This is a genomic window from Pseudomonas sp. 05L36 (genome assembly GCF_056398125.1).
In genome coordinates, this window is record NZ_JBFTOU010000027.1 from 17,813 (window position 1) to 43,713 (window position 25,901).

General features: G+C 62.0%; 21 protein-coding genes. 16 read left to right on the plus strand and 5 right to left on the minus strand.

Annotated features, from left to right (window positions below; genetic code table 11):
- Window positions 1-60 precede the first annotated feature (60 nt).
- Window positions 61-936: a LysR family transcriptional regulator gene (locus AC1DKH_RS24285; protein ID WP_477799532.1), complete on the plus strand. Its 876-nt coding sequence runs from the start codon at window positions 61-63 to the stop codon at window positions 934-936.
- 117 nt (window positions 937-1,053) lie between these two features.
- Here AC1DKH_RS24285 and AC1DKH_RS24290 read toward each other — a convergent pair whose 3' ends face one another.
- Window positions 1,054-1,776: a pirin family protein gene (locus AC1DKH_RS24290; RefSeq protein ID WP_477799533.1), complete on the minus strand. Its 723-nt coding sequence runs from the start codon at window positions 1,774-1,776 to the stop codon at window positions 1,054-1,056.
- A gap of 258 nt (window positions 1,777-2,034) precedes the next feature.
- On the opposite strand from AC1DKH_RS24290, the gene AC1DKH_RS24295 reads away from it, so the two are divergent.
- The gene (locus tag AC1DKH_RS24295) at window positions 2,035-2,985 is read left to right on the plus strand and encodes a GlxA family transcriptional regulator (protein ID WP_477799534.1); all 951 of its coding nucleotides are present in this window, start codon (window positions 2,035-2,037) and stop codon (window positions 2,983-2,985) included.
- Window positions 2,986-3,136: 151 nt separating this feature from the next.
- Complete coding sequence (locus tag AC1DKH_RS24300; protein WP_477799535.1) at window positions 3,137-4,621, plus strand: ATP-binding protein; 1,485 nt, start codon at window positions 3,137-3,139, stop codon at window positions 4,619-4,621.
- Here the strand turns inward: AC1DKH_RS24300 and AC1DKH_RS24305 are convergent.
- Complete coding sequence (locus AC1DKH_RS24305; protein ID WP_477799536.1) at window positions 4,586-7,390, minus strand: ATP-binding protein; 2,805 nt, start codon at window positions 7,388-7,390, stop codon at window positions 4,586-4,588. The genes AC1DKH_RS24300 and AC1DKH_RS24305 overlap by 36 nt on opposite strands.
- Window positions 7,391-7,755: 365 nt before the next feature.
- Here AC1DKH_RS24305 and AC1DKH_RS24310 point away from each other — a divergent pair, with 365 nt between their 5' ends.
- The gene (locus AC1DKH_RS24310) at window positions 7,756-8,331 is read left to right on the plus strand and encodes a flavodoxin family protein (RefSeq protein WP_477799537.1); all 576 of its coding nucleotides are present in this window, start codon (window positions 7,756-7,758) and stop codon (window positions 8,329-8,331) included.
- A gap of 35 nt (window positions 8,332-8,366) precedes the next feature.
- Window positions 8,367-9,191 carry an alpha/beta fold hydrolase gene (locus tag AC1DKH_RS24315; protein ID WP_477799538.1) on the plus strand — a complete coding sequence of 275 codons (825 nt, stop codon included), beginning with the start codon at window positions 8,367-8,369 and terminating at the stop codon, window positions 9,189-9,191.
- Window positions 9,192-9,227: 36 nt separating this feature from the next.
- Here AC1DKH_RS24315 and AC1DKH_RS24320 read toward each other — a convergent pair whose 3' ends face one another.
- Window positions 9,228-9,683, minus strand: coding sequence for a helix-turn-helix domain-containing protein (locus AC1DKH_RS24320; protein WP_477799539.1), 456 nt, complete (start codon window positions 9,681-9,683; stop codon window positions 9,228-9,230).
- Window positions 9,684-9,944: 261 nt separating this feature from the next.
- Between AC1DKH_RS24320 and AC1DKH_RS24325 the strand changes: the two genes are divergently transcribed.
- The 7 genes from AC1DKH_RS24325 (at window position 9,945) to ycaC (ending at window position 16,950) form a co-directional block, all read left to right on the plus strand.
- The gene (locus AC1DKH_RS24325) at window positions 9,945-10,934 is read left to right on the plus strand and encodes an MBL fold metallo-hydrolase (protein WP_477799540.1); all 990 of its coding nucleotides are present in this window, start codon (window positions 9,945-9,947) and stop codon (window positions 10,932-10,934) included.
- Between the two features lie 47 nt (window positions 10,935-10,981).
- Window positions 10,982-11,899: a LysR family transcriptional regulator gene (locus AC1DKH_RS24330; protein WP_477799541.1), complete on the plus strand. Its 918-nt coding sequence runs from the start codon at window positions 10,982-10,984 to the stop codon at window positions 11,897-11,899.
- A gap of 948 nt (window positions 11,900-12,847) precedes the next feature.
- Window positions 12,848-13,207 (plus strand): DUF6124 family protein, encoded by a 360-nt coding sequence (locus AC1DKH_RS24335; RefSeq protein WP_477755081.1) that lies wholly within the window; start codon window positions 12,848-12,850, stop codon window positions 13,205-13,207.
- A gap of 191 nt (window positions 13,208-13,398) precedes the next feature.
- Window positions 13,399-13,815: a DoxX family protein gene (locus tag AC1DKH_RS24340; protein ID WP_218432098.1), complete on the plus strand. Its 417-nt coding sequence runs from the start codon at window positions 13,399-13,401 to the stop codon at window positions 13,813-13,815.
- Window positions 13,808-14,416 (plus strand): antibiotic biosynthesis monooxygenase, encoded by a 609-nt coding sequence (locus AC1DKH_RS24345; RefSeq protein WP_477755080.1) that lies wholly within the window; start codon window positions 13,808-13,810, stop codon window positions 14,414-14,416. The genes AC1DKH_RS24340 and AC1DKH_RS24345 overlap by 8 nt, the downstream gene beginning before the upstream one ends.
- Window positions 14,416-16,254, plus strand: a complete 1,839-nt coding sequence (locus AC1DKH_RS24350) for an amidohydrolase (RefSeq protein WP_477799542.1) — start codon at window positions 14,416-14,418, stop codon at window positions 16,252-16,254. Before AC1DKH_RS24345 ends, AC1DKH_RS24350 begins: the two co-directional genes overlap by 1 nt.
- Before the next feature lie 69 nt (window positions 16,255-16,323).
- Window positions 16,324-16,950, plus strand: coding sequence for an isochorismate family cysteine hydrolase YcaC (ycaC, locus tag AC1DKH_RS24355; protein ID WP_095942850.1), 627 nt, complete (start codon window positions 16,324-16,326; stop codon window positions 16,948-16,950).
- Window positions 16,951-17,085: 135 nt separating this feature from the next.
- Here the strand turns inward: ycaC and AC1DKH_RS24360 are convergent, their stop codons facing one another.
- Entirely contained in the window at window positions 17,086-19,059 is a 1,974-nt protein-coding gene (locus AC1DKH_RS24360; RefSeq protein ID WP_477799543.1) for an alkyl/aryl-sulfatase, read from the minus strand.
- Between the two features lie 136 nt (window positions 19,060-19,195).
- On the opposite strand from AC1DKH_RS24360, the gene AC1DKH_RS24365 reads away from it, so the two are divergent.
- From AC1DKH_RS24365 to AC1DKH_RS24380, 4 genes are all read left to right on the plus strand, one after another.
- Window positions 19,196-19,864 (plus strand): ABC transporter ATP-binding protein, encoded by a 669-nt coding sequence (locus AC1DKH_RS24365; RefSeq protein ID WP_477755077.1) that lies wholly within the window; start codon window positions 19,196-19,198, stop codon window positions 19,862-19,864.
- 1 nt (window position 19,865) lies between these two features.
- Window positions 19,866-22,337 carry an ABC transporter permease gene (locus tag AC1DKH_RS24370; protein WP_477799544.1) on the plus strand — a complete coding sequence of 824 codons (2,472 nt, stop codon included), beginning with the start codon at window positions 19,866-19,868 and terminating at the stop codon, window positions 22,335-22,337.
- The gene (locus AC1DKH_RS24375; RefSeq protein ID WP_477799545.1) at window positions 22,327-23,400 is read left to right on the plus strand and encodes a lipocalin-like domain-containing protein; all 1,074 of its coding nucleotides are present in this window, start codon (window positions 22,327-22,329) and stop codon (window positions 23,398-23,400) included. The genes AC1DKH_RS24370 and AC1DKH_RS24375 overlap by 11 nt, the downstream gene beginning before the upstream one ends.
- A gap of 122 nt (window positions 23,401-23,522) precedes the next feature.
- Complete coding sequence (locus AC1DKH_RS24380) at window positions 23,523-24,101, plus strand: hypothetical protein (RefSeq protein ID WP_477755074.1); 579 nt, start codon at window positions 23,523-23,525, stop codon at window positions 24,099-24,101.
- Window positions 24,102-24,440: 339 nt separating this feature from the next.
- On the opposite strand, the gene hglS is transcribed toward AC1DKH_RS24380, so the two are convergent.
- Complete coding sequence (gene hglS / locus AC1DKH_RS24385; protein WP_477799546.1) at window positions 24,441-25,847, minus strand: 2-oxoadipate dioxygenase/decarboxylase HglS; 1,407 nt, start codon at window positions 25,845-25,847, stop codon at window positions 24,441-24,443.
- Between the last annotated feature and the right edge of the window lie 54 nt (window positions 25,848-25,901).

Below are 25,901 nucleotides of genomic sequence, written 5' to 3' on the forward strand. Positions count from 1 at the left end.
AGCATTAATGAAGCGATTACGCGCTATGCTGATGCGCAAATGCATCATCAGGAGAGCGCTGTGAATTGGGATGACGCCCGGGTATTTCTCGCGGTTTGCCGTGAATCGACGTTGCGTGGTGCGGCGCGGGTGTTGGGGGTCGACCAGGCCACGGTCGGCCGGCGCATCACGGCGCTGGAAAAGTCATTGAGTGCGACCTTGTTCCTGCGTACCTCCGAAGGTTATGCGCTGACGGTTGTCGGCGAAGCGGCACTCAAGGCCGTAGAGAAAATGGAGCATTCGGCGCTGGAGCTGGAACGCCAGATCCAGGGCCTGGACGATCGCCTGACCGGCACGGTTCGCGTCAGCACCACCGACTCCCTGGCGATCGATTTCCTGATCCCGGCGATCGCTCGTCTGCATCGACAACACCCGGATGTACGGGTGCAACTGGACGCCACCACGCAGATCCTCAGCCTGGCCAAACGCGAGGCGGACATCGCCGTACGCAACACCCGACCGGACAACCCGGACCTGATCGCTCGCCGAATCGCCCGCTGGCCGGTGGGTCTGTTCGCCTCGCAAGCTTATGTCGATGCCCTCGGCGTGCCGGAGCCCGGATCGGCGTTCGCCGGGCATGACCTGGTGGTGTATCAACCGTACTTGCAGGGCAACAAGGACCTGACGCTGGTCTCGGAACCGGTGGCGCGCGGGCGGATTGTCGCGAGCCTCAGTTCCAGCCTGCTGGTACGTCGATCGATTGCTGCGGGAATAGGGGTCGGGGAAATTCCGGTGTACATCGGGGAGAAGGAGGGGCTGGTCAGGTTGTGGCCGGAGCGCTCGCGGCCGTTGCCCTATGACATCTGGCTGGTGACCCATGCCGACCTGCGGCATACGGCCCGGGTCCGGGCGGTGATCGATGAGATTGTCGCGGGGTTTGCCGGGACTGGTGAATAATTCCAGACAACACAAATCCTGTGGGAGCGAGCTTGCTCGCGATGGCGTTGTGTCATTCAACATTGATGTCGTCTGACACTCCGCTATCGCGAGCAAGCTCGCTCCCACAGGGTTTTGTCATGGCATTTCCGGCAGTTCCTGTGGGCGCAAGTCGAAGACCAATACTTCAGCATCCACGCCGTTGCTCAAGGTCAGTGCCTGTTCATCACGAACCCGCACACCGTCGCCCTCCTGCAACAACACTCCGTTGAGTTCGACGCTGCCCCGGGCCACGTGTACATAGGCGTAGCGGTTGGCGGCGAGTTCCAGGGTGGCGCTTTCCTTGCCGTCGATCAGTCCGGCATACACCCGTGCGTCCTGACGCACCTTCAACGAACCCTTGGCGCCGTCCGGCGAGATGATCAGTTGCAGGCGCCCACGTTTTTTCTGGGGGCTGAAGTGCTCTTGCTGATAACGCGGTTTGGCGCCACTGACATCGGGCACGATCCAGATCTGCAGAAAGTGCACCGGCCGGGTGCTGGAGTGGTTGAACTCACTGTGGGCCACGCCGCTGCCTGCGCTCATCAGTTGCACGTCGCCGGGGCGGATCACCGAACCGGTGCCCAGGGTGTCCTTGTGTTCCAGGGCACCTTCAAGCACATAGGAGAAAATCTCCATGTCGCGATGCGGGTGCTGGCCGAAGCCTTTACCGGCGGCAACGCGGTCGTCGTTGATCACCAACAGATCAGAAAAACCCTGCTCTTTCGGGTTGCGATAGCTGGCGAAGGAAAAGGTATGGAACGACTTCAACCAGCCGTGATTGGCCAGGCCGCGATCCGAGGCTTTGCGAAGAGTCAGCATGATGAAATCTCCTGTGGGGACGTGAATTCGTCCGACTGAGGAGAAGGTTAATGGTTACTGGTTGATGCAATAAGTAGGTAGAAATTGAAATACTGTCTCGTTGTGGTTGACGGTTTTTTGTGAAATGAATCGCCGGTGTTTGAGGCATAATTCGCCCTAACTCCCGACGACCAAACCTGTGGGAGCGGCGGTGCGGCGATCCCACAGGTTTCAATGTCAGTCAATGCTTCCTGATTTGATCCCAGTGAATTCCAATCCATGAAAACCGTGGCAATGGTGCTGTTTCCCGACTTTCTCCTGCTCGATATGGCCGGGCCCATGGAAGTGTTTTCCATCGCCAATCGTTATCTGAAACCCGACGATCACTATGTGCTGTCGACCATCGGCACCGAGCACGGCGCACTGCGGGCGTCCAATGGCGTGAGCGTGCACGCTGACCTGCACATCGATCAGGCCTGCGAAGGTTTTGATTTGCTATTGGTGCCCGGTGGCCCCGGTGCCTACAACGAACGGCATCCGCCATTGCTCGACTGGCTCAGGCACAACATCAGCCGGTCCGCCGCTTATGGCTCGATCTGCACCGGCGCGTTCGTGTTGGGCCATGCGGGTTTGCTCGACGGCTATCGCGTCACCACCCACTGGCACTACACCGAACGGCTGATCAAGGGCTTTCCGAAGGCGACCGTCGAGACCGATCAGATCTTCGTCCAGGACCGTAACCTGATCACCTCCGGTGGCGTCACTGCCGGGATCGACCTGGCCTTGTCGGTGGTTGCCCAGGACCATGGCAAAAAAGTCGCCCAGGACGTGGCCAAGGTGTTGCTGGTGGTGATGAAGCGCCAGGGCGGACAGGCGCAGTTCAGCCCGTTGATGGCGGCGGTGGCGCCTCACGAAACGGCGATTACCCGGGTGCAGAACCATGTGCTTGAACATCTCGATGAAACCTACAGCATCGAGCGCATGGCGGGTCTGGCCAACATGAGCCCGCGCCACTTCGCCAGGGTGTTCGCCCGGGAAGTGAACATGACGCCGATGGAGTTTCTGCAAAGCGCGCGCATCGATTGCGCCAGGAACCTGCTGGAAACCACCGAGTTGCCGCTCAAGACCGTGGCGTTCAAAAGTGGCTTCGGCAGTGTGCGGCACATGCGTTTTCTGTTCAGTGAAAAGCTCGGCCTGACCCCGACCCAATACCGCGAGCAGTTCAGCTAGCGCGCATGTCCGTCGTGCGCACCGCAATGGCCGTGACGCTCCCCCCGTGGCAGTTGTACCGTCACCGAGGCCTGCCAAGATACCGCTGAACTCATTGCAAGGACGGTGCGGGGCCTGGGCTGGAAGCCAGGTTTCCAGCGGGTGACGGCCCATGAACAGCCTCAGAGATATAAACAGCGAAGCGGTGCTGCAATTCGGGCCCTACGCTTTCCACCTCAGTCAGCGACTGGTGCTGGAGGGCGATCGACCGCTGCGCCTGGGCGGCCGTGCCCTTGACGTGTTGCAGGTGCTGGTCGAGCACGCAGGTTCAGTGGTCAGCAAGGAAGAGTTGATTGCGCAGGTCTGGCCGCGCTCCGTGGTCGAAGAGATCAACCTGCGGGTGCACATTGCCGCCCTGCGTCGTGCCCTGGGCGATGGGCAGAACGGCCTGTGCTACATCGTCAACATTCCCCAGCGCGGCTACAGTTTTGTCGCCCCGGTGCAGCTTTCGCCAGAGCCTGTAGCGTTCCCGAGCGGGACCGTACAAAAGCTCCTGCACAACCTGCCGGCGCGGCTCACGTCGATTACCGGGCGCGATGCGGTTGTCGGCAGTCTGGTGCGGCAGTTGCCGGTGCGCCGATTCATGACCCTGGTCGGGCCTTGCGGGATCGGCAAGACCACCGTGGCGCTACGCGTGGCCGAACTGTTGTTGCAGCACTATCGGCATGGCGTGTGGCTGGTGGACCTGGCGGCGATCGATGACCCGGCGCAAGTGACTGATCACCTCACTCGAACCCTTGAACTGAAGGTCGGCACCACGCTGGAGACGCTGGCGCAGCGGCATGCCTTGTTGGTGCTCGACAATTGCGAACACCTGCTCGAACGCTGCCAGACGTTGATCGAAACACTGCTGCACTCGATGCCCCGGCTGTCGATCCTCGCCACCAGCCGCGAGCCACTCAAGGCGTCTGGCGAAACCGTATTGCGTCTGCCACCGCTGGCGGTGCCGCCGGCGTCAGGGCTGCGCAGCGTCGCCGAGGTCATGGGCTATTCGGCGGTGCAGTTGTTCGTCAGCCGTGCCCGGGCTCGATTGCACGGGTTCACCCTGCGCGAACAAGACCTCAGGACCGTACGGGATATCTGCCGACGCCTCGACGGCCTGCCGCTGGCGATTGAACTGGCCGCGGCGCAAATCGATGCGTTGGCGCTGGTGGGGTTGCAAGCGCAACTCGACAACTGTTTTCAGCTGCTGACTCAGGGCCGCCGCACAGCCGTTCCCCGACATCAGACCCTCAAAGCCGCTCTGGACTGGAGCTACGAACGGTTGACTGCCGTGGAGCAAACCGTGTTGCAGCGTCTGGCGGTGTTCAAAATGGCGTTTACCCAGGACGCAGCGATTGGCGTGATCAGCTGCGACGTGCTGCCGGTGGCCGAGCTGATCGAGGCGATGGAGAACCTCGCTCTCAAGTCGCTGCTGTCCCAGGAGCAGGGCGGCGGTGTGACCCGTTACCGCTTCCTCAATACCACCCGCACCTACGCACTGGAAAAACTCGAACTCAGTGGCGATTTGCGCGCCCTTGAAATGCGTTATGCCGGCTACATCAGTCAAGCGCGCTGGCCTTCAGACGGGCAGGTGGCATTGCAACTCGTCGAGTAGTCGGCGAACCGTGATCAGGTCTGGCGTGGCAAAACCTTCGGTGAAGCGCTGGTAGATCGGTGCCAGCAGTTCATGCGCCTGTTGATGGCGGCCCTGGCGCTGCCACAGTTGCGCCAGTGAGGTGGCGCTGCGCAATTCCCAGGCCAGTGCACCCTGAGTCCTGGCTACGTTGAGTGCCTTGAGCAGCACGGTTTCGGCCGTCGCGGCTTTGACCGGGCAATCCGTTGCCAGCAATGTCTTGGCCCTGGCCCGCAGAATCTCTGCCGTGCTCCAGCCCGACGCACCGTTTTGCGCGCGTTCGAGCAAACCATCGTCGACGTATGCCGTATCCAGCGTGACCATGATGTCTTTGATCAAACCGACACTTTGGCGGCCGGTCGGTCGAACATCGGTGCCGCCGATAACCTGCGCGTAGTGTTGCGCCCAGTGATAGAACAGTGGAACCGAGTGTTTCTGCGCCTGTTCCAGGAGCAGGCGCAGGAGTTCGCGGGCGCTGCGGGTGTCGCCGTTGTAGTAAGCGATCAGGCAGCCGGAGAGCGCCAGGGTGTAGCAGATCGATGTGCCGTGGTTGATCTGCAATGCGATGTCCAGTGCCTGCCGGGCCGCGCGCCAGGCCTGCTCCGGTTGGCCTTGCAGCCAGAGGATGCGCGCGTGGATGGTCAGCGCCGCAACGCTCTGGTCGTATTGCACGCCGAAACCATGGGTGAAACGGTTGAGATGACCGCTGTGGGCCATGCGTTGCAGCACCTGTTCGGCATGCTCCCGAGCCTGATGCTGGTCGCCGCAGAAGTGCAGGGCCAGTACCCGCAATCGATGCATGCTCAGGGACATCAGGGCGTCGTCATGCAGCCCCAGTTGATCGAATTGTCGGCTCTGCTCCTGGGCCATCCGGTAATGACCGCAACAGAGATTGACCGCCAGGTGACCGGAAATCGCCAGTAACTGGCCAGCCACATCGTTGCACTGTCGGGCCAGGCGGTGGGCGCTGACGAAGGCGCCGACGGTTTCGTCGGTACCCCCCTGCGCGTGATAACAGGCGCTGCCCAGGGCCAGCATGAGGGCCATCTTCAGGCGCGGGCAAGGCTCGGGTGACTGCTCGAGCAAGGCCAGGGCCTTGCGCACATAACCGCCGTGTTCCTTGAGCAGTGACAACTCCTGCCACAGGGGAGTGGACTTCGCGGCCAGGCGTATCGCCAGTGCCTGCGGCCCTTGCGCGTGCAAACCCCAATCGAGGGCCGCACGGATGTCCTCCAGAGCCCGGCCATAGCGCTCGATCCACAGGTCGGTCGAGGTTTTCTCCCAGTCGTCCTGCGCCTGTTGCATCAGCACCAGGCAGCGCTCGGCATGGCGTTCCCGCGTGCCGGGCAGGTCGGCGGTTTGCGCAAGTTTTTCCTGGGCGTAGCCGCGGGTGGTGTCGAGCAGACGGTAGTACACGTCTTCGTCGCCCACTTCCACGTTCAGCAACGACTTGGCGACCAGTTGCGTGATTGAACCGAACACCTCGCGCGGTTCTATATGTTCGCCGACAATCACCGCCGCTGCCGACTCCAGGGTGAAGCCAGCGCAAAACACACTCAGTCGGCGCAGGCAGGTCTTTTCGCAGGCAGTGAGCAGTTCAAAGCTCCAGTCCAATGTTGCACGCAAGGTCTGATGGCGTGCCAGGGGCGTCTGGCAGGACTGGTTCAGCAACCGGAAGCTGCTTTGCAACTGCGCCAGCAAGCCGTGCAATCCGAAGTTGCCGACTTGCGCCGCTGCCAGTTCGATGGCCAGCGGTATGCCGTCCAGTCGATGGCAAATGTCTATCAGCAGCGGCAGTTCATCATCAGTCAGTTCAAAGCTGTCATGACTGGCCATGGCCCGCTCGACAAACAGTTGCAGGGCGGAAAAGGTCATGGCCTGGGCGCGGTCGAGGACGGCGATGGGCGGCGGGCAGTCGAGTGACTCCAGACGCTGGACGAATTCCCCTTCGGCCCGCAGGCTCTCGCGGCTGGTGGCGAGGATGTGCACGTGCGGCGCACTGCGCAGAATGTCTTCGCTGAGCTGGGCAATGGCGTCGACCAAGTGTTCGCAGTTGTCGATGATCAGCAGCATGTGGCGATCGCGCAGAGAGTCTGCAAGTCCGCTCCGGGGAGCGTCGTCGTGCAGGGCCAGTTCGAGTAGCGTCGCCAGATGACCGTCAATCATCAGCGGGCAGTTGATCGGGGCCAGGTCCAGCAGGTGTATGCCATCCCGGTAGCGACCGATCATTTGTTCGGCGACCCGCAGGGCTACGGTGGTCTTGCCGATGCCGCCGGGGCCGAGGAGGGTGATGAAGCGCTGGCGGGGCAGTTGCTCCATCAGGTTGTCGACCAGGGTCTGCCGGCCGATCATGCGCGTGCGGCGCACCGGCAGGTTATGCCGGCTCGACGCGGTACGTGCGGGCTCCGGCGCTTGCTCGGCCTGCTCGAGTGAATGCGGTGCGACGAAACTGTACCCGCGCTGGGCCACGGTGACGATGTAGCGCTGGCCGGCCTGACCGTCGCCGAGCGCCTTGCGCAACGCGGCCATGTGCACCCGCAGGTTGATGTCTTCGACCACGCTGCTGGGCCAGACCCGGGCGATCAGCTGCTGCTTGCTGACCACGTTGCCGGCGTGCTCAAGCAGGATCAACAGAATGTCCATGGCGCGCCGCCCCAGGCGCAAGGGCTGGTCGGCCTCCATCACCAGGCGTTGTCCGGGGTAGACCCGGTAGGGGCCGAAATGAACAGCCTGTTCGGGGGAAAGGGTCAACGAGTCGCTCCTGCTGCATCCGTCTAATACGCGGTTTTCGAGCATATTCCTCAGGTTTTTTACCCAGCGCAATGCGCCGCCCGGGTGACTGAAGGGGCAGGCATTGACTCTAACGTATCGGCCAATGGCTGTCGGTCCCGTGATCATTGGGCGCGACAGACGGACAGCAGTTGCCGAGGCTTTTTGCGCGCCATGGAAATTTAACAACGTTTAACTCGTCGCGCGTCCGGTCTAGCCCAAAACTCTCTTCCTGTAGGAGCGAGCTTGCTCGCGATGGAGTATCAATCGACACCAATGCGGCTGACACACCATCGCGAGCAAGCTCGCTCCTACAAAGGGATTCAATCCATCGCAAGGACAGAGCAATGAGCAACGTGGTGGTGGTCTATCACAGTGGCTACGGGCACACCCGGGTCATGGCCGAAGCCGTGGCCGGGGGCGTGGAACGGCATCTGGGCAGCACCTGCCAGTTGATTCCGGTCGAGGACGTGGACGAGCACTGGGAGCGGCTGCACAACGCCGACGCCATCATCTTCGGCGCGCCGACCTACATGGGCAGCGCCTCGGCGGCCTTCAAGGCATTCATGGAGGCCACGGCGGCGTTCTACCTGGCCCAGCCCTGGCGCGACAAACTCGCGGCCGGTTTCACCAATTCCGGCTGCCTGTGCGGCGACAAACTCAGCACCTTGTTGCAAATGGCCGTATTCGCCGCCCAGCACTCGATGATCTGGGTCGGCCTCGACCTGCTGCCGGCGCGTTCCAGCACCGGCGCGTTCAACGGCCAACTCAATCGCCTGGGCAGCTCACTGGGCGCCATGGCCCAGTCGAATGTCGAACAATCCCCCGACGATGCCCCTCCGCCCGAGGATCGCTGCACCGCCGCGCACCTGGGCGAGCGTGTGGCGCGCCTGGCGGATCGCATGAACCCGCTACCGGTTTGATTCACACCCCAACCCTCGTTAAGGAGGCATCACCCATGAGCACCTTCACTACCCGCGACGGCGTCGAGATCTACTACAAGGACTGGGGCACCGGTCAGCCGATTGTCTTCAGTCACGGCTGGCCGCTGAACGCCGACAGCTGGGAGTCGCAGATGATTTTCCTGGCCTCCAGGGGCTACCGGGTCATCGCCCACGACCGTCGCGGTCATGGGCGTTCCAGCCAGCCGTGGTCGGGCAATGACATGGACCATTACGCCGACGATCTGGCGCAGTTGATCGAGCTGCTCGATCTGCAAAACGCCGTGCTGTTCGGCTTCTCCACCGGCGGTGGCGAGGTGGCACGTTACATCGGTCGCCACGGCACCGGGCGCGTGGCCAAGGCCGGGCTGATTTCCGCGGTGCCACCGCTGATGCTCAAGACCGAAGCCAACCCCGGCGGCCTGCCGCTGGACGTGTTCGACGGCATCCGCCAGGCCTCGCTGGCCGACCGTTCGCAGCTGTACATCGACCTCGCCAGCGGCCCGTTCTTCGGCTTCAACAAACCTGACGCGCAACCGTCCCAGGGCATGATCGACTGGTTCTGGATGCAGGGCATGATGGCCGGCCACAAGAACGCCTATGACTGCATCAAGGCGTTCTCGGAAACCGACTTCACCGAAGACCTGAAGAAGTTCGACGTGCCGACCCTGGTGGTGCATGGCGACGCGGATCAGGTCGTGCCGTACGAAGCGGCGGGCGTCGCCTCCGCCAGGCTGGTGAAGGGCTCAACCCTGAAGATTTACCCGGGCGCCCCTCACGGTTTGACGGACACCCACAAGGATCAGCTCAACGCGGATCTGTTGGCGTTCTTGAAAGGTTAAAAAGCCGGATCAAAAGATCGCAGGCTTCGCCAGCTCCTACAGGGTTGCGTGCATGCCCGTAGGAGCTGGCGAAGGCTGCGATCTTTTGCTTTTAAGGCCATGCACCACCTGACTGCGCCACGCAAACGGATTGATGCCTTCGCTGCGGGTGAAGATGTGGCAGAAGTGCGCCTGATCGCAGAAGCCGCATTCAAGGCTGATCTGCGTAAGGCTCATGTCGGTGTACTGGATCAATTGCTTGGCCAGGACAATGCGCTGCTGGCGAATCCAGTCCTGGGGCGAGAGGCCGGTGCTGCACTTGAACGCGCGGGAGAAGTGACTGCGCGAGAGGGCGCAGGCCTGTGCCAGTTCAGTGACTTCCAGGCTGTCGCCCAGGCGTTCGAGGATCAGTTGTTTGACCAGCCGTTCGCGCTGCGGGCTGAGGCCGCCGGTGTGGGTCTTGCGTGGTTCGCTGGCAAGTGCGCGGGCGGTGGTGTGCTGTGGGGAAGCCATGGCCATTGTCCGGTCGGGGGAGGAAAAGCACTGGCGCCCGGTTTGAGCGATCAGCACCGTTACTCTGGAAAAACAGTTCTGCGCTGAGGGCTTCATTGTTGGCGGCGCCCGCTGTGGCTGACGAGTTAAACGTTGTTAATTCCATGCCCGAGGTTGTGAACACAGCACATCGTTGCAAGTGCGGGCGACGTTGATGGGCACAAGATGCGCAATATGGAGCGGGCCACAACGGACCGCCGATTGGTTTGAAAAGGTGAACAGATGAAACGGACATGGCAGGGAACGCTGGGCACCATCGGCCTGGTTCTGATATCCGCCAACGCGCTGGCCCAGGCGCCTGCGCAGGTGGGCACGCAAGTACCCGGTTACTTCCGGCTGGCACTGGGGGATTATGAAGTGACGGCGCTGTTCGACGGCTATAACGACCTGTCGCCGAAGCTGTTGCAAGGCATGAGCCAGAGCCAGATCCGCGCGCTGTTGGCCCGTCGTTCGATTGAAACCCCGGGTGTGCAGACCGCCTTCAACGCCTTTCTGGTCAACACCGGTAAACAGCTTGTCCTGATTGATACCGGGGCAGGGCAGTGTATCGGTCCTACCGCCGGCCAGCTCCCGGCCAACCTTCAAGCGGCCGGCTACAAGCCCGAGCAGGTGGACGCCATCCTGATCACCCACCTGCACCTGGATCACGTCTGCGGTCTGGTGGATGGCCAGCAGCAACCGGTGTTCGCCAATGCCACGGTGTACGCGGCCAAGGCCGAAGCCGACTACTGGCTCGACCCGCAGGCGTTGGCCAAGGCACCGGAAGCGGCCAAGGGCTACTTCAAAATCGCCCAGGATTCCATTGCACCTTACGTGGCCGCCGGCCGATTCAAGACCTTCACCCCCGGCCAGTCGCCGCTGCCGGGCGTGGTCGAGGCGCAACTGGAAGCCGGACACACGCCGGGCAGCACCACGTACCGTTTCACCTCGCAAGGGCAAAGCATCCTGTTCATGGGCGACCTGGTGCACAACCTCGCTGTGCAATTCCTGCACCCTGAGGTATCGATCGGTTTCGACGTCGACAGCCAGCATGCGATCAAAAGCCGCAACCAGGTGTTCAGTGCCGCTGCCACCAGCAAGACCTGGGTGACGGCGGCGCACCTGCCATTCCCCGGCATCGGTCATATCACCGCCGAAGGCAAGCATTTCCAGTGGGTGCCGGTGGAATACGGACCGTACAAACGAGCGGCGAACGTGCCGTTGATCGAGTAAAGTCGGCAGTTCTCGCGCCTGGCCGACCACACAAGGAACCCGAGCCTATGAACCGTAACGATCTGCGTCGCGTCGACATGAACCTGCTGGTGATTTTCGAAGCCCTGATGTTCGAAAAGAACCTGACCCGCGTCGCCGAAAAACTGTTCATGGGTCAGCCGGCGGTGAGCGCCGCGTTGGGGCGTTTGCGCGATCTGTTCGACGACCCGTTGCTGTTGCGCAACGGTCGCGGCATGGAACCGACGGCGCGTGCGTTGGCGATTCTCAAGGAGTTGCAGCCGGCGATGGACACCATTTCCGGCGCGGTCAGCCGGGCCAAGGAATTCGATCCGGAGACCAGTTGCGATGTGTTCCGCATCGGTCTGTCGGACGATGCCGAGTTTGGTTTGTTTCCGCCGTTGCTGCGTCAGTTGCAAGAGGAAGCACCGGGCATCGTCGTGGTCGTGCGGCGGGCCAATTATCTGTTGATGCCGGCGCTGCTGGCGTCGGGGGAAATCTCGGTGGGTGTGAGTTACACCACGGATCTGCCGGCCAATGCCAAGCGCAAGAAGCTGCGCGATATTCCCTGCAAGGTGCTGCGCGGCGACACCCGGCCGGGGACGCTGACCCTGGATGAGTACTGCGAGCGGCCCCATGCGATGGTGTCGTTCTCGGGGGACTTGAGCGGCAATATCGATCTGGATCTGGCGAAGGTCGGGCGTAGTCGTCGTGTGGTGCTGGGGGTGCCGCAGTTCAGTGGGTTGCGGGCGTTGCTCGCCGGGACCGAGATGATTGCCACTGTGCCGGATTATGCGGCGTGTGCGTTGGTCGAGGGGTGTGGGTTGCGGGCCGAGGATCCGCCGTTCGAGATTGAGGCGGCGCAGTTGTCGATGGCCTGGAGCGGGGTGCATGACAATGATCCGGCGGAGCGGTGGTTGCGGTCGCGGATCAGTCAGTTCATGTCGGTGACTTTGGATATTCCGTAGCTGTAGACCTTGGCGGCCTATGGGCCGACCAGGCTGCTTTTTTGATTGAGTACATATCCGTTTTTTCGGTAACGGCGGCTGGCGGTTTCGCCCTGACGGCGAGTCACTTTTTTTACAAGCGCCTAAAAAAAGTAACCAAAAAAACGCTCGCCCCGAACGTACGGCCCCTCGCTAAGGCTCGGCGTTCCTTCGCTCCGGTATTCATCCGGGGGCATTGCCCTCCGGTCGGCTTCGCTTCGACCTACATGCAATGAGTTCGACTGCGTCGAACGGCGCTGCGCGCCCATCCCCGGATGAACACCTCCRCTCAGCCTKCCGAGGGGGCGGGTGGATCAAGATCAAGAGCTGCAGGCGAGCTAACGCTCGGCCTGATGAGTGGTGAGAAGCGTCTGTGTACGCCGATCAACTGTAGGAGCTGGCTTGCCAGCGAAGGCGGCCTGCCAGCCGACCAATCTCTCACAGACATACGCTGATCCACTGTAGGAGCGAGCCTGCTCGCGATAGCGGTGGATCAGTCAACACCAATGCCGGATGTAATGCCGCCATCGCGAGCAAGCTCGCTCCCACAGGGAATGTGCCGCGTTCTGACAGCCCTGTTTAAAAGCCGTCAGCCTCTATTCCTGAAAGCCACACCGCCTTGCGTCGTTGCCTACAACTACGCCAGAATCCGCCGGCTTGTGAGTCTTGTACTCGGTCTTTATCGTTTCCCTGTCGCTGTAACTTCAGCGACCGGGTTTAGCGACCCGACCAGGTATAAGCGCAACAAGGCTCCAGTCTCTATTGCACATATTCGTGTGTTTGCAATTTTCGACATGGTGGCTGTGCGCGGGAGACCTTCGGGTCTGCCGGGTCTTATACCTCCCGGTTCGCTAACCTGCGTACAGCTGCCACCCTTACTTGTTTAGCGACGGGTTTTGGTGGTTTTACCAGGTATAAAGGAGCTCCGCCATGTTCAAACCAACCCCGAATCCCCCGCAATCCGACGACGTTTCCCCCTACGATTCGCTCGACTCCAGAAAGCTCCACGAAGCCGCCGACCGCGCACTGGATCACTACCTCAATCCCCCGAAAGATCCGGCTCCATCGCACAAACCCAGCACGATGTTTGTCATCGCCCCCGACATCAATACCGAAACGCTATTGGCCCACGCCTGCGAATCCCTGGCCTCGGCCAGCATCATGGCCAGTGACCTTGCGGGATTTCTGCAAAGCCCTCATCGCAACGCGCTGCTGGGGATTGCGCAGATCATCATGCTTGGTGAGCTGGCGGTGAATCGGGCGCTGGATAATCTCGACCCGCAGGAATAACCCGGTAGAGGCAACAACAAATAAACCTGTGGGAGCAAGCTCGCTCCCACAGGGTTCCATGTCGTTTGGTCGATCTCGGTCTTCCCGCAAACAGAGCACGTACATTCAATTTTTCCTGCCCCCGTCCCGGCACTATCGAATCCAGTCCCGGCGCATCGGCGCCGGTGTTTTTTCATTTGTGCGGGTAGGCCATGGACGCTTCGCGACGCGATGATCGGGCGCAAGACTGGGGGCTGCTGTTCCTGCGGGTCAGCGGCGGGCTGTTCCTGTTGTGGGTGCACGGTTTGCCCAAGCTGCTGCACTACAGTGCCGAGTTGCAAAACATCGAAGACCCTTTCCACCTGGGCGCGAACCTGACGCTGGTGCTGGCGATTTTCGCCGAGGTCGTGTGCCCGCTGCTGATCGTCGGCGGGTTGCTGGCGCGTCTGGCATGTTTGCCTATTCTGTTTGTGCTGTGGGTGTCGATGTTGATCGTGCATCCGCAGTGGACCCTCTTCGAAGGCCAGTTCGGCTGGCTGTTGCTGATTGTCTTCACCAGCATTTTCATCGCCGGGCCGGGACGGCTGGCGCTCAATGTCCGTTTCGCCGGAGCCTTGCGTTATGTCTGAATCCAATCGCCGTGAGCCGGCAAGTCCCGGGCCTGATGAGGTGGTGACCCTGATCGTCAAACACCGGGTCAAGGCCGGTTTCGAAGTGCCTTATGAAGCCTGGCTGCGCAACATCGTCAAGGTGGCCGCACAGAACGTCGGGCACTTGGGCGTGGATGTGGTGCGTGGCAAGCACACCGGCCTCGATACCTACACCTGCGTGCTGCGTTTTTGCTCGACCGAAGCGATGCAGAACTGGCTCGATTCACCGCAACGCCAGGCACTGGTCGACGAAGCCGCGCCGATGCTCGCCGATGGCGACCAGACCGAAGTCAATCCGGTCAACGAGTTCTGGTTTTCGCCCCAGGCCGAAGCCGGGACGCCACCGCCGCGCTGGAAGCAAGCAGTGGTGACGCTGCTGGTGATCCTGCCGCACACCTTGCTGGTGCCGCTGCTCTGGGGGCCGTTGTTGCGGCTCAACGCCTTGCTCTCCAACTACGTGGTTGCCACGTTCCTGATCACCCTGACCATCGTGCTGTCGGTGGTTTACATCTTCATGCCCATGGCGACGCGTCTGTTTGCGCCCTGGCTGTCTCCCGCTACTTTGCACGAGGAACCGTGATGAACGCCGATCTGATTCTGTTCAATGGTCAATTCCACACCGTTGACCGCGAAAAACCGCTCGCCAGCGCCGTGGCGATCAGCGACGGTCGTTTTGTCGTGGTGGGCAGCGATGCCCAGGCCATGGCCCTGCGTGGTTCGACCACCCAGGTGATCGACCTCAAGGGCCGTTGTGTGGTTCCCGGGCTCAACGACTCGCACTTGCACCTGATCCGTGGTGGCTTGAACTACAACCTGGAACTGCGTTGGGAAGGTGTGCCGTCACTGGCCGATGCCTTGCGCATGCTCAAGGATCAGGCTGACCGCACGCCGACTCCGCAGTGGGTGCGGGTGGTCGGTGGCTGGAACGAATTCCAGTTCGCCGAGAAACGTATGCCAACGCTTGCAGAGCTCAATCAGGCCGCACCGGACACACCGGTGTTCGTCCTGCACCTGTACGACCGCGCCTTGCTCAACCGCGCCGCGTTGCGCGTAGCCGGTTACACCCGCGACACGCCGAACCCGCCGGGTGGCGAGATCGTGCGTGACACCAATGGCGAGCCGACCGGCATGCTGGTGGCGCGGCCCAACGCGATGATTCTGTACTCGACCTTGGCCAAGGGGCCGAAGCTGCCGCTGGAGTACCAGGTCAACTCGACCCGCCAGTTCATGCGCGAACTCAATCGCCTGGGCCTGACCAGTGCCATCGATGCCGGCGGCGGTTTCCAGAATTACCCGGACGATTACCAGGTGATCGAACAGTTGGCGAAGGATGAGCAACTGACCGTGCGCATCGCCTACAACCTGTTCACCCAAAAACCCAAGGAAGAGTTGACCGACTTCAAGAACTGGACCGGCAGCGTGAAGCTGCACCAGGGCGACGATTACCTGCGGCACAACGGTGCCGGGGAAATGCTGGTGTTCTCGGCGGCGGACTTCGAAGACTTCCTTGAACCGCGCCCGGACCTGCCGCAAACCATGGAAGCGGAACTGGAGCCAGTGGTGCGCCATCTCGTTGAGCAACGCTGGCCATTCCGCTTGCACGCTACCTACAACGAATCCATCAGCCGCATGCTCGACGTGTTCGAGAAGGTCAATCGCGACATTCCGTTCAACGGCTTGCCGTGGTTTTTCGACCACGCCGAAACCATCACTCCGCAGAACATCGAGCGGGTGAGGGCGTTGGGCGGCGGCATCGCAATTCAGGATCGCATGGCGTTCCAGGGTGAATACTTCGTTGAGCGTTACGGCGCCAAAGCGGCCGAAGCCACGCCGCCGATCAAACGCATGCTGGCCGAGGGCGTACCGGTCGGTGCCGGTACCGACGCGACCCGGGTGTCGAGCTACAACCCGTGGACCTCGCTGTACTGGATGGTCAGCGGTCGCACCGTCGGCGGCATGGAGTTGCACGCCGAAGGCCTTTCGCGCCTGACTGCACTGGAACTGTTCACCCATGGCAGCGCCTGGTTCTCGTCGGAGCAAGGCAAGAAAGGCCAGATCAAGGTCGGGCAATTGGCCGACGTCGCGGCCCTCAGCGCGGACTTTTTCAGCGTCGACGAAGAGGCGATCAAGTGGATCGAGTCGGTGCTGACCGTGGTCGGCGGCAAGGTGGTGTACGGCGCCGGTGACTTCGAGAAGCTCGGGCCGGCCAGCGTACCGGTGCTGCCGGACTGGTCGCCGGTGGTGAAGGTCCCGGGCCACTGGCGCCCGACGTCGCCGATGCAGGCCCAGGTTCACCATTGCAGCGGCCCGTGCGCGGTGCATTCCCACAGTCATGAACGGGCGCGCCTGTCGAACGCGCCGGTCAGCGATTTCGCCGGTTTCTGGGGCGCCTTTGGCTGCTCGTGTTTTGCCTTCTGACCCATTTAAAAAAGCGCCGGCCCAACAGGTCGGCGTTGACTGCGACAACCATCCACCAAGGAGTTTCCAATGAGCAACGTACCTTACAAGCGCCTGAACAAAGACGATGCCGTGGTATTGCTGGTCGACCACCAGACCGGTCTGATCTCGCTGGTGCAGGATTTCTCGCCCAACGAGTTCAAGAACAACGTGCTGGCCTTGGGTGACATCGCCAAGTTCTTCAAATTGCCGACCATTCTAACCACCAGTTTCGACAGCGGTCCGAACGGTCCGATCGTGCCGGAGCTCAAGGCGCAGTTCCCGGACGCGCCGTTCATTGCACGCCCGGGCCAGATCAACGCCTGGGACAACGAAGACTTCGTCAAGGCGATCAAGGCCACCGGACGCAAGCAACTGATCATCGCCGGTGTGGTGACCGACGTATGCGTGGCGTTCCCGACCCTGTCGGCCATTGCCGAAGGCTTTGAGGTGTTTGTGGTGACCGATGCTTCCGGCACCTTCAACACCACCGTGCAGCAAGCGGCCTGGGCACGCATGTCGGCCGCCGGTGCGCACCTGCTGAACTGGTTCTCTGTGGCCTGCGAGCTGCAAGGCGACTGGCGTAACGACATGGAAGGCCTGGCCAACCTGCTGTCTGAGCGCTTGCCGAACTATCGCAACCTGATCAATAGCTACACCAAATTTACCGCCAAATAAGACCCGTCAGTCGCTCCCACAAGGGATCCAGGCTGTTCACAGTATTTGTGAATGACACAGATCCAGTGTGGGAGCGACGGTGCGGCGATCCGACCTGCTCGAGATAGAGGCGACGCGGTTTGCCGCGTCACCGGTTCAAGGCGTGACGATATTGAACTGCGGCGCGAAGGTATCGAGGCTGCTCATCAACTCCCCAAGCTTCTTGCCATTGCCTTGCAACTTGATCAGGCCTTTCTGGATCGCCGCCGGGATATCCAGTTGCTTGAGGCTGATCTGTTCCAGGGTGGCCTTGCTCATGGTCACGCTGGCGTCCGCCTGAGGATTGAGCCCGGCACGGTGGGTCAGCACACCATTGCGCAGGGTCAGGTTGAAGTCCTTGTTCTGATCCTCGAAGGTCCAGTTCAGGGTCAGGTCATGGCCTACAGCCTTTTCACTGTCCAGGCGAACCGCCAGGAAGTCGAAGAACATCTGCGGGCTCATCGCCCGAACCATGTCCACCGATACCGACGTGCCCGCTTGGGGTGGCACGCCATCGCGCAGTTCCATGGCACCGGTCAGGTACATGTTGCGCCAGGTGGCGTTTTCACTTTGATAGCCCATTTGCTCCAGCGTCTGGGCCTGGGCTTTGCGCGCATCGCCGTTGTCCGGGTTGGCGAACAGCAACTGATTGCCCAGTTGCGCGGCCCAGCGGTATTCACCCTTGGCCATTGCCGCCTGCATTTTCCCCAGCACGGCCGCGTCGCCGCCCATGGCTTCGACCGAACGCCTGGCCGTTTCTACCGGTGGCAGTGGATTGAGGTTGGCCGGGTTACCGTCATAGAAACCCATGTAGCGCTGATACACCGCGCGGGTGTTGAAACTCAGCGAGCCGTAGTAGCCACGGGTGTACCACTTCTGGTCGAGGGTGCCAGGCAATTTCTTGATCGAATCGGCGATTTCCAGCGACGTCAGGCCCTGATTCAGCAAGTGCAGGGTGCGGTCGTTGAGGAAGGCGTACATGTCGCGCTGGTCGGCGAGGAAGGTGCGGATGCGTTCGCCGCCCCAGGTCGGCCAGTTGTGCTGGGCGAACAACACATCGCTCTTGTCACCGTAACGCGCCAGGCTGCTGTCCAGGTACTCGGCCCAGGCCTTGGCGTCGCGCACTTGCGCGCCGCGCGGGGTGAGGATGTTGTGCATCATTTGCGTGGCGTTTTCTGCCATGCACAAGGCGCGCAACTGCGGCAGGTACAGGTTCATTTCCGCCGGTGCTTCGGTGCCCGGGGTCAACTGGAACTCCACGTCGAGGCCGGCGATGGTGCGGGTTTCCAGTTCCTTGTCGATCAGGTCGGTGGGCGGGATCAGGGTGACGGTGCCGCCGCTCGGCGTGCTTTTGCCCAGGCCGGCATCGACCTGGCCTTTTTCGCCCCGGGGCAGCAGGCTGCCGAACTGGAACTGCGCGCGGCGGCTCATGGCGTTGCCGGCGTAGACGTTCTCGCTCATCACGTGTTCCATGAACCCGGCGGGGGCGAACACCTTGACCTTGCCGGCTTTGACGTCGGCTTCGTCGATGACCCCGCGCACGCCACCGAAGTGGTCGACGTGGGTGTGGCTGTAGATCACCGCCACCACCGGTTTGTGCGGACGGTTCTGGTAGTACAGGTCCAGTGCTGCCCTGGCGGTTTCGGCCATGGTCAGCGGGTCGATGATGATCAGCCCGTCATCGCCTTCGATGATGGTCATGTTGGCGAGGTCAAGGCCGCGCACTTGATACAGTCGAGGGCTGACTTCGAACAGTCCGGCATGGGCGCTGAGTTGGGCCAGGCGCCAGAGGCTCGGGTTGACCGACTCCGGGGCCTGATCCCTGGCGAGGAAGTCATAGGCCTGGATATCCCAGATGACCTTGCCCGAGGCGTCCTTGACCTGGCCCTTGAACGGCGCGATCAGGCCCTTGGTGACCGACTCGTAGTCGGTGCGGTCGGTGAAGGGCAGTTGTTGCAGCACGGCGGCGTTACTGGCCGTGGTTTGCGGGCTGGCCGCGACCGGTCCGTCGGCGGCGACCACCGATTGCGCAAGGCAGGCAGTGATCAGGCAAGCGAGCAGCCCACGAGGGCTCAAGGTGAAACGAGGCATGGCGTCTCCGTTTTTATCGTTATGGTCAGACCAGCTTCGAGGGTAGGGCGGGGCTCGGGCAGGGCGATCATCAGCAACGGACAAAAAACATTCAGGGCCGCTATCCTTGGACCAGGCATATCCAGCAGGTTGACCCATGCTTGAAGTCCATGGCGTGTTCAAAAGCTACGCCACACCGCAGGGGCCGCTGCCGGTGCTGCAAGGCGTCGACCTGACGCTCAGGCCCGGCAGCAGCCTGGCGCTGATGGGTGAGTCGGGCAGTGGCAAAAGCACCTTGCTGCACCTGATCGCCGGGCTGGACAGGATCGATCGCGGCAGCATCCGCAGTGGCGAGCATCGTCTGGAACAGATGAATGAAGGGCAACTGGCGAACTGGCGCCGTACGGAAATCGGCCTGGTGTTCCAGCAATTCAACCTGATCGGCAGCCTGCGGGTCGAAGACAACCTGGCGATTCAGGCGCGTCTGGCCGGGCGCCATGACCCACACTGGCAGGCGCACCTGGTGCAGCGCCTGGGCTTGGGCGAGCTGCTGCGGCGCTACCCGGAGCAACTGTCCGGCGGCCAGCAGCAACGGGTCGCGCTGGGGCGGGCGCTGGCGTCGCGCCCGCAACTGCTGCTGGCCGACGAGCCCACCGGCAGCCTCGATGAAACCACCGGCGCCGAGGTGTTGCAGTTGCTGCTGGAATTGCTCGACGACAGTCCCACCAGCCTGTTGATGGTCACCCACAGTCCCGGCGTGGCGGCGCGGCTGGCGGAAAAAGCGCTGCTGTGCGGTGGTCGTCTTGCCGGTGTGGGGGCGCGCTGACATGCGCATTTTCGGCGAAACCCTGCGCGCCCTGCTCAGCCACTGGCGGCAGCACCCGGTACAGTTTTTCAGTGTGCTGACCGGGTTGTGGCTGGCCACCAGTCTGTTGACCGGCGTCCAGGCACTCAACAGCCAGGCCCGCGACAGTTATGCCCGCGCCAGTCGGTTGATCGGTGGCGAACCTCAGGCCAGCCTCAGTGCGCCCGGCGGCGGCACGTTCCCACAGCAATGGTTTATCGATCTGCGCCGAGCGGGGTGGCCGGTGTCACCGGTACTGCAAGGGCGAGTCACGCTCAAGGGCCATGAAGAGCAGCGCTTGCAGTTGATGGGCATCGAGCCGGTGTCGCTGCCGGCGGGCGCGGCGGTGGCCGGGCAGGCGCTGGCGATTGAACAGGTGGTCGATTTTTTCAGCCCGCCGGGCACTACCTGGATATCGTCGCAAACCTTGCAGGCACTGGATTTGCGTGAGGGTGACCGGCCCTTGAACCTGGCTGGCGCGGCACTGCCGCCGTTGCATGTGCAGGCTGATATGGCGCCCGGTGTGCTGCTGGTGGACATCGGTTTTGCCCAGCAGATTCTGGGGTTGCCGGATCAGTTGTCGCGTCTGCTGTTGCCGAAGGACTTCACTGCGCCGCTACCGGATTCGCTCAAGGGGCAGCTGCAACTCAAGAGCGCCGATGAAGAAAACAACCTGGCGCGCCTGACCGAAAGCTTTCACCTGAACCTCGATGCCCTGGGGGTACTGTCGTTCGTTGTCGGCCTGTTTATCGTGCACGCCGCCATCGGGCTGGCGCTGGAGCAACGGCGAAGCCTGCTCCGGACCCTGCGTGCCTGCGGTGTGAGTGCGCGGATGCTGATCGCTTGTCTCGCCGTCGAATTGGGTGGATTGGCCCTGATCGGCGGTGTGGCCGGGGTGGTCAGCGGCTACCTGCTGGCCGGCGTGCTGTTGCCCGATGTCGCCGCCAGCCTGCGTGGCTTGTACGGCGCCGAAGTGGCGGGGCAGTTGAGCCTAAGCCTGTCGTGGTGGTTCAGCGGTATCGGCTTGAGCCTGGTCGGCGCGTTGCTGGCCGGTGCCAGCAGCCTGCTGCGGGCGGCGCGCTTGCCCTTGCTGGCGCTGGCCGACCCGCAGGCCTGGCATCAGGCCCATGCCCGCTGGTTGCGACGCCAGGGCGGGGTGGCAGCAATGGCCGGGGTGATTGCGCTGCTGGCGTTGATTTTCGGCGACAGCCTGGTCATTGGCTTCGTATTGATGGCGGCGCTGTTGATCGGTGCCGCACTGGCACTGCCGGTGGTGCTCAGTTCGCTGCTCAGTCTCGGTTCGCAGCGCAGTCGCTCGGTGCTCGGCCAGTGGTTTGTCGCCGATTGCCGTCAACAACTGCCGGCCCTGAGCCTGGCGTTGATGGCGCTGCTGCTGGCCATGGCGGCGAACATCGGTGCCGGCAGCATGACCGCAGGCTTTCGCCAGACCTTCAGCGACTGGCTCGAACAACGGCTGACGGCCGAGCTTTACCTCAATCCCCAGAACCCGGCCCAGGCCCGGGAGCTGCACAGCTGGCTCGACCAGCAACCGCAACTGGCGGCGGTGCTGCCCAACTGGCAGGTTTCGATCCAGTTGCAGGGCTGGCCGACGGACCTGTCCGGGATCATCGACCATCCGACCTATCGCCAGCACTGGCCGCTGCTCGAAGCTTTGGGCGACACCCCTTGGGAGCGGCTGGCCAAGGACGATGCGGTGATGCTCAGCGAGCAACTGGCCCGGCGCCTGCGCGTGCAGCTCGGCGATCACCTGACGCTGCCGACGCCAACCGGCCCGTGGTCGCCACGGATCGTCGGGATCTACGCCGACTACGGCAATCCCAAGGGCCACATTCTGGTCAATATCCATCAACTGCTGCGCGGCTGGCCGCAATTGGCACCGAGCCGCTTCAACCTGCGCATCGAGCCGGCGTCGATCCCTGCGTTCGTCGCGGCGTTACAGGCGCGTTTTACCCTCGACGACAGCCGCATCGTCGATCAGGCGCGGCTCAAGGGTTGGTCCACGCAAGTCTTCGAACGCACTTTTGCCGCCACCGCCGCGCTCAATAGCCTGACGCTGTGCGTGGCCGGGGTGGCGCTGTTCATCAGTCTGTTGACCCAAAGCCAGAGCCGTCTCGGGCAACTGGCGCCGCTGTGGGCACTGGGGGTGACACGTCGGCATTTGATGTTGCTCAACCTCGGGCAAACCTGGTTGCTGGCGCTGCTGACCCTGGTGCTGGCGTTGCCGCTGGGCATCGCCCTGGCGTGGTGCCTGGACACGGTGATCAACGTGCAGGCCTTTGGCTGGCGCCTGCCGTTGCGGGTGTTTCCATGGCAACTGTTGCAATTGATGGGGCTGGCGCTGGTGGCGACGCTGCTGGCTTCGGCCTGGCCGTTGTACCGTTTGTACCGCACGCAACCGGCGGACCTGCTGCGGACGTTCGCCCATGAAGATTAAGCTCGGCGTGTTGCTCCTGGCGCTGCTGGCGAGCGGTTGCGATCAACCGGCACCGGTAGAAAAGGGTTTTGCCGGGCTGGGCAACCAGGCCGCTGCGTTCACCAAGGTGGTGCCCGGTCGGGTGTTCAGCTTCCCGGCGGATCACGGCCCGCACGACGGCTTTCGCATCGAATGGTGGTACGTCACGGCCAACCTGAAGGACGATCAGGGGCATGAGTTCGGCGCGCAATGGACGTTGTTCCGCAGTGCCTTGAATGCCACCCCCGAGGTGGCGGGTTGGCAGAATCAGACGATCTGGCTCGGTCACGCGGCGGTGACGTCGGCGACGGTGCATCACGCGGCTGAACGCTATGCCCGTGGTGGCGTCGGTCAGGCCGGTGTCAGCCTCACGCCGTTCAATGCGTGGATCGACGACTGGCAGTTGCGCAGTCAGGCGACTGCCGACGACCCTTTAGCCGATCTGCAACTCAGTGCTCGTGACCGGCGTTTCAGCTACCGGTTGCGGTTGACCTCGACAGGTCCGCTGGTGCTTCAGGGGGACCAGGGATTCAGCAGGAAATCCGAGCAGGGTCAGGCCTCGTATTACTACAGCCAGCCGTTTTTCCAGGCCAGCGGTACGCTGGACATCGACGGCCAAACCTTTCAGGTCAGTGGCCCGGCCTGGCTTGACCGCGAATGGAGCAGCCAGCCCCTGACAGGCAATCAGACCGGTTGGGACTGGTTCTCCCTGCACCTGGACAGCGGCGAGCAGGTGATGCTGTATCGCATGCGGCAAAAGGACGGCGAGCCTTACCTCATCGGCACCTGGATCGACGCCCGGGGCCAGACACAAATGCTGCACGCCAGCGACATCAGCCTCACGCCACAAGACACCGCGCGCGTGGCAGGACGCGAGATGCCCGTGCGCTGGTCGATCAAGATCCCCGCCAGACACCTCGATATCGCCATCACCGCGCTCAATCCCCAGGCCTGGATGGACTTGCGCATTGCGTATTGGGAAGGCCCGGTGCGCCTCAGTGGCAGCCATGCAGGGATCGGATATCTGGAAATGACCGGGTACTAGCCACGAAAATCAGAGGCCCGCGGCGACCACTCGCCGAACAGCGTCTATGCTCATCGCACACATGGCGTTGAGCCCGGTTTCAACGCCGTTTGTTGCCATCAATCACAGGGAAAGTACTGTCTATGAAACGCCACGCACTGACCAAAGCCATCACCCTCGCAACCTTGCTGTCTGCCGCCAGTTTTGGCGCAGTTGCCGCCGATATTCCGCTGTCCGAAGTCGTGGTGGCTGATCAGGTCACCACCACAGTCGTTTCGGTTGATACCGCGAATCATTCCGTGGTCCTTAAAGGTCCGCAGGGTAATGAGTTCCCTGTGCAACTGACCGACAAGGCGAAAAACCTCAAAAACCTCAAGGTCGGCGATACGGTCGATATCCGGGTTACCAGCGCCGTTGCGGCCTACCTCGACACCGATGTCGACAAAGGCCTGCCGGGCACCGCCGAAGCCACCGGTGAAATGCGCGCAGCGCCAGGTAGCGCCAACCCCGGTGGCGAAGCTTATCGTCAGGTGAAAGTGCAGTTGAAAATCACCCACATTGACGTGAAAAAGCACAAGGTGACCTTCGAAAACCCGGAAGGCCAGTCCAAGACCGTCGACGTCAAACGACCCGAGGTCCAGGCCAAACTCAAGGACTTGAAAGTCGGGCAAAGCGTGAATGTGGTTTATACCGATGTATTGACGGTGACCAGCAGGCACTGATATTGGCTCTGAACGGGTTGATTGTTTTTGTGCAGGTTTTGTATAGGAATAATCAACTCGTATGGTCGAACTGGTGAGTTTGTGGCTCGGTGCGGGATAGGATTTATATCGACATTTTATTACATATGGTGTCGATAAATTTCATCTTTACCGCACGGACATATTTAGCCACTTCTACTAAAATACTTTCCGTTCGCCCAGTGCAGGGCTCTTTACCAGTGCATGGATTGCCGAGGCCAGTGCACTGGGCGAACACTTTTTTGCTGTATTGAAAGTTTCGGATATAAAAAGCGGGTGACCAACAGGTCGCCCGTTTTTTATTGAACGGTGAGACATCGTTCAGTCATGTTTGTTATTGACTTGAACAACATCGGCCAACGCCGCGAAACACTGCTCGATCGAACGCCGCTGGCTGTCGGCATACAGCTCCAGTTCATCGATCGTCGGCCGCCCCAGAGCCTGTTCGAAGGCTTGCTGGTTGGAGTGCACGCCGTAACGGGTCTGCGCCGCATCCCCAAGGTTCGACTGGAAAATCCCCGCCGCGCTGACCGGCAGGAAGTCTTCGTACACCAGCGGTTCAACCCGCAGGCAACCGCTGCCGAGCAGGTCTTCCAGGGCGACGTTTGTCAGGTTACCCGCCGCCAGGCCTTGTTCCGTCACGAAGTAGCGGAAGTAAGCCAGGCCCTGTTGGCGCATGTCTTCCCAGGTGTCAGGGAATTCGTTGAAGTGCTGCGCCATGAGCGCGTTGTAACGCTCGGCGTTGGCTTCGTTGGGGAAGTCCTTGAGTTCGTCCCGCGCGGCATTGAGCAAGCGGTCGTACAGTGCCCGGCCTTTGGGCGTGAGGGCGGCACCGCGCTGTTCGATTTCGCCGAAACGGGCGCTGTGACTGCCGCGAGCCTGGTTTTGATCGGTGAAGGCAATCGGCTCGTCCAGGGCCTTGAAACTGGTCTGGCGCAACAGGATCGGGCATTGGCGGCGGGGCGGGCCTTCGATCACTGCCTTGGGGGTGATGCCATGGGCCGGCATTTGCGCCTGGACGATGTCGATGTCCAGGGTCCGTGGTGTCAGGTGGTTGATGTGCGGGCCCTTGAACGCCACCACATCGGCGATCAGACGATGCTGGGCGCTGAGTTGTCGATACTGCTCGGCAGTGACGGTGGCGCTGTGGTGCCAGCGAAACGTCTCCAGGGCCTGTTCGACGAACGCCAGGGCTTCCTGCTCGGTCAGGCCACCCCGGGATTCGGCACGTTCGATGAGGGAGAGGGCCGTGGGGGTGAAGATCGAGCGCTGGTCGAGCATCGACTGGGCGAACGCTCGCAGCTCCGGGTCTTCGATCAATTCCAGGCGCAACAGCGAGGTGAATACCCGAAACGGGCTGACCTGCAACGATGCTTCATGCACCGCGCGAAAAGCCGTGGAATGCACCGGCACGCCGGCCGGTGTCAGGTCGTAGTAACCCACCGGTTGCATGCCCATCACCGCGAACAGGCGGGCGAGAGTCGCCAGTTCAGCGGCCGTACCGACGCGGATCGCCCCATGACGCTCCAGGTCCAGGCGCTCGATTTCGCCGGTGCTCGTGAGCTGTTGTGCGACTTGCGAGTCGCTGTCCAGCACGCGGCGGTTGGTCTGTTCCACCAATTCCATCAACGCGCCGTACAACGGCACTTCCTCGCGATACATGTCGGACATCGCTTTGGAGAAGCGTTGGCGGATCAGGTCAGGGCTGACGAAGTTCGGGTGGTTCATGAACAGGATTCCTGGCGCGGTGACGTAAAGGATGGACGAAAGATCGCAGCCTTG

What these genes read in the sequence shown, in the direction of transcription:
- AC1DKH_RS24315 (WP_477799538.1), top strand. Translation starts at nt 8,367, where the DNA reads ATGAGCACCTTCACTACCCGCGACGGCGTCGAGATCTACTACAAGGAC.
- AC1DKH_RS24340 (WP_218432098.1), top strand. Translation starts at nt 13,399, where the DNA reads ATGGACGCTTCGCGACGCGATGATCGGGCGCAAGACTGGGGGCTGCTG.
- AC1DKH_RS24350 (WP_477799542.1), top strand. Translation starts at nt 14,416, where the DNA reads ATGAACGCCGATCTGATTCTGTTCAATGGTCAATTCCACACCGTTGAC.
- AC1DKH_RS24330 (WP_477799541.1), top strand. Translation starts at nt 10,982, where the DNA reads ATGAACCGTAACGATCTGCGTCGCGTCGACATGAACCTGCTGGTGATT.
- AC1DKH_RS24365 (WP_477755077.1), top strand. Translation starts at nt 19,196, where the DNA reads ATGCTTGAAGTCCATGGCGTGTTCAAAAGCTACGCCACACCGCAGGGG.
- hglS (WP_477799546.1), bottom strand. Translation starts at nt 25,847, where the DNA reads ATGAACCACCCGAACTTCGTCAGCCCTGACCTGATCCGCCAACGCTTC.
- AC1DKH_RS24320 (WP_477799539.1), bottom strand. Translation starts at nt 9,683, where the DNA reads ATGGCTTCCCCACAGCACACCACCGCCCGCGCACTTGCCAGCGAACCA.
- AC1DKH_RS24310 (WP_477799537.1), top strand. Translation starts at nt 7,756, where the DNA reads ATGAGCAACGTGGTGGTGGTCTATCACAGTGGCTACGGGCACACCCGG.
- AC1DKH_RS24325 (WP_477799540.1), top strand. Translation starts at nt 9,945, where the DNA reads ATGAAACGGACATGGCAGGGAACGCTGGGCACCATCGGCCTGGTTCTG.
- ycaC (WP_095942850.1), top strand. Translation starts at nt 16,324, where the DNA reads ATGAGCAACGTACCTTACAAGCGCCTGAACAAAGACGATGCCGTGGTA.
- AC1DKH_RS24370 (WP_477799544.1), top strand. Translation starts at nt 19,866, where the DNA reads ATGCGCATTTTCGGCGAAACCCTGCGCGCCCTGCTCAGCCACTGGCGG.
- AC1DKH_RS24375 (WP_477799545.1), top strand. Translation starts at nt 22,327, where the DNA reads ATGAAGATTAAGCTCGGCGTGTTGCTCCTGGCGCTGCTGGCGAGCGGT.
- AC1DKH_RS24345 (WP_477755080.1), top strand. Translation starts at nt 13,808, where the DNA reads ATGTCTGAATCCAATCGCCGTGAGCCGGCAAGTCCCGGGCCTGATGAG.
- AC1DKH_RS24290 (WP_477799533.1), bottom strand. Translation starts at nt 1,776, where the DNA reads ATGCTGACTCTTCGCAAAGCCTCGGATCGCGGCCTGGCCAATCACGGC.
- AC1DKH_RS24380 (WP_477755074.1), top strand. Translation starts at nt 23,523, where the DNA reads ATGAAACGCCACGCACTGACCAAAGCCATCACCCTCGCAACCTTGCTG.
- AC1DKH_RS24300 (WP_477799535.1), top strand. Translation starts at nt 3,137, where the DNA reads ATGAACAGCCTCAGAGATATAAACAGCGAAGCGGTGCTGCAATTCGGG.
- AC1DKH_RS24335 (WP_477755081.1), top strand. Translation starts at nt 12,848, where the DNA reads ATGTTCAAACCAACCCCGAATCCCCCGCAATCCGACGACGTTTCCCCC.
- AC1DKH_RS24295 (WP_477799534.1), top strand. Translation starts at nt 2,035, where the DNA reads ATGAAAACCGTGGCAATGGTGCTGTTTCCCGACTTTCTCCTGCTCGAT.
- AC1DKH_RS24360 (WP_477799543.1), bottom strand. Translation starts at nt 19,059, where the DNA reads ATGCCTCGTTTCACCTTGAGCCCTCGTGGGCTGCTCGCTTGCCTGATC.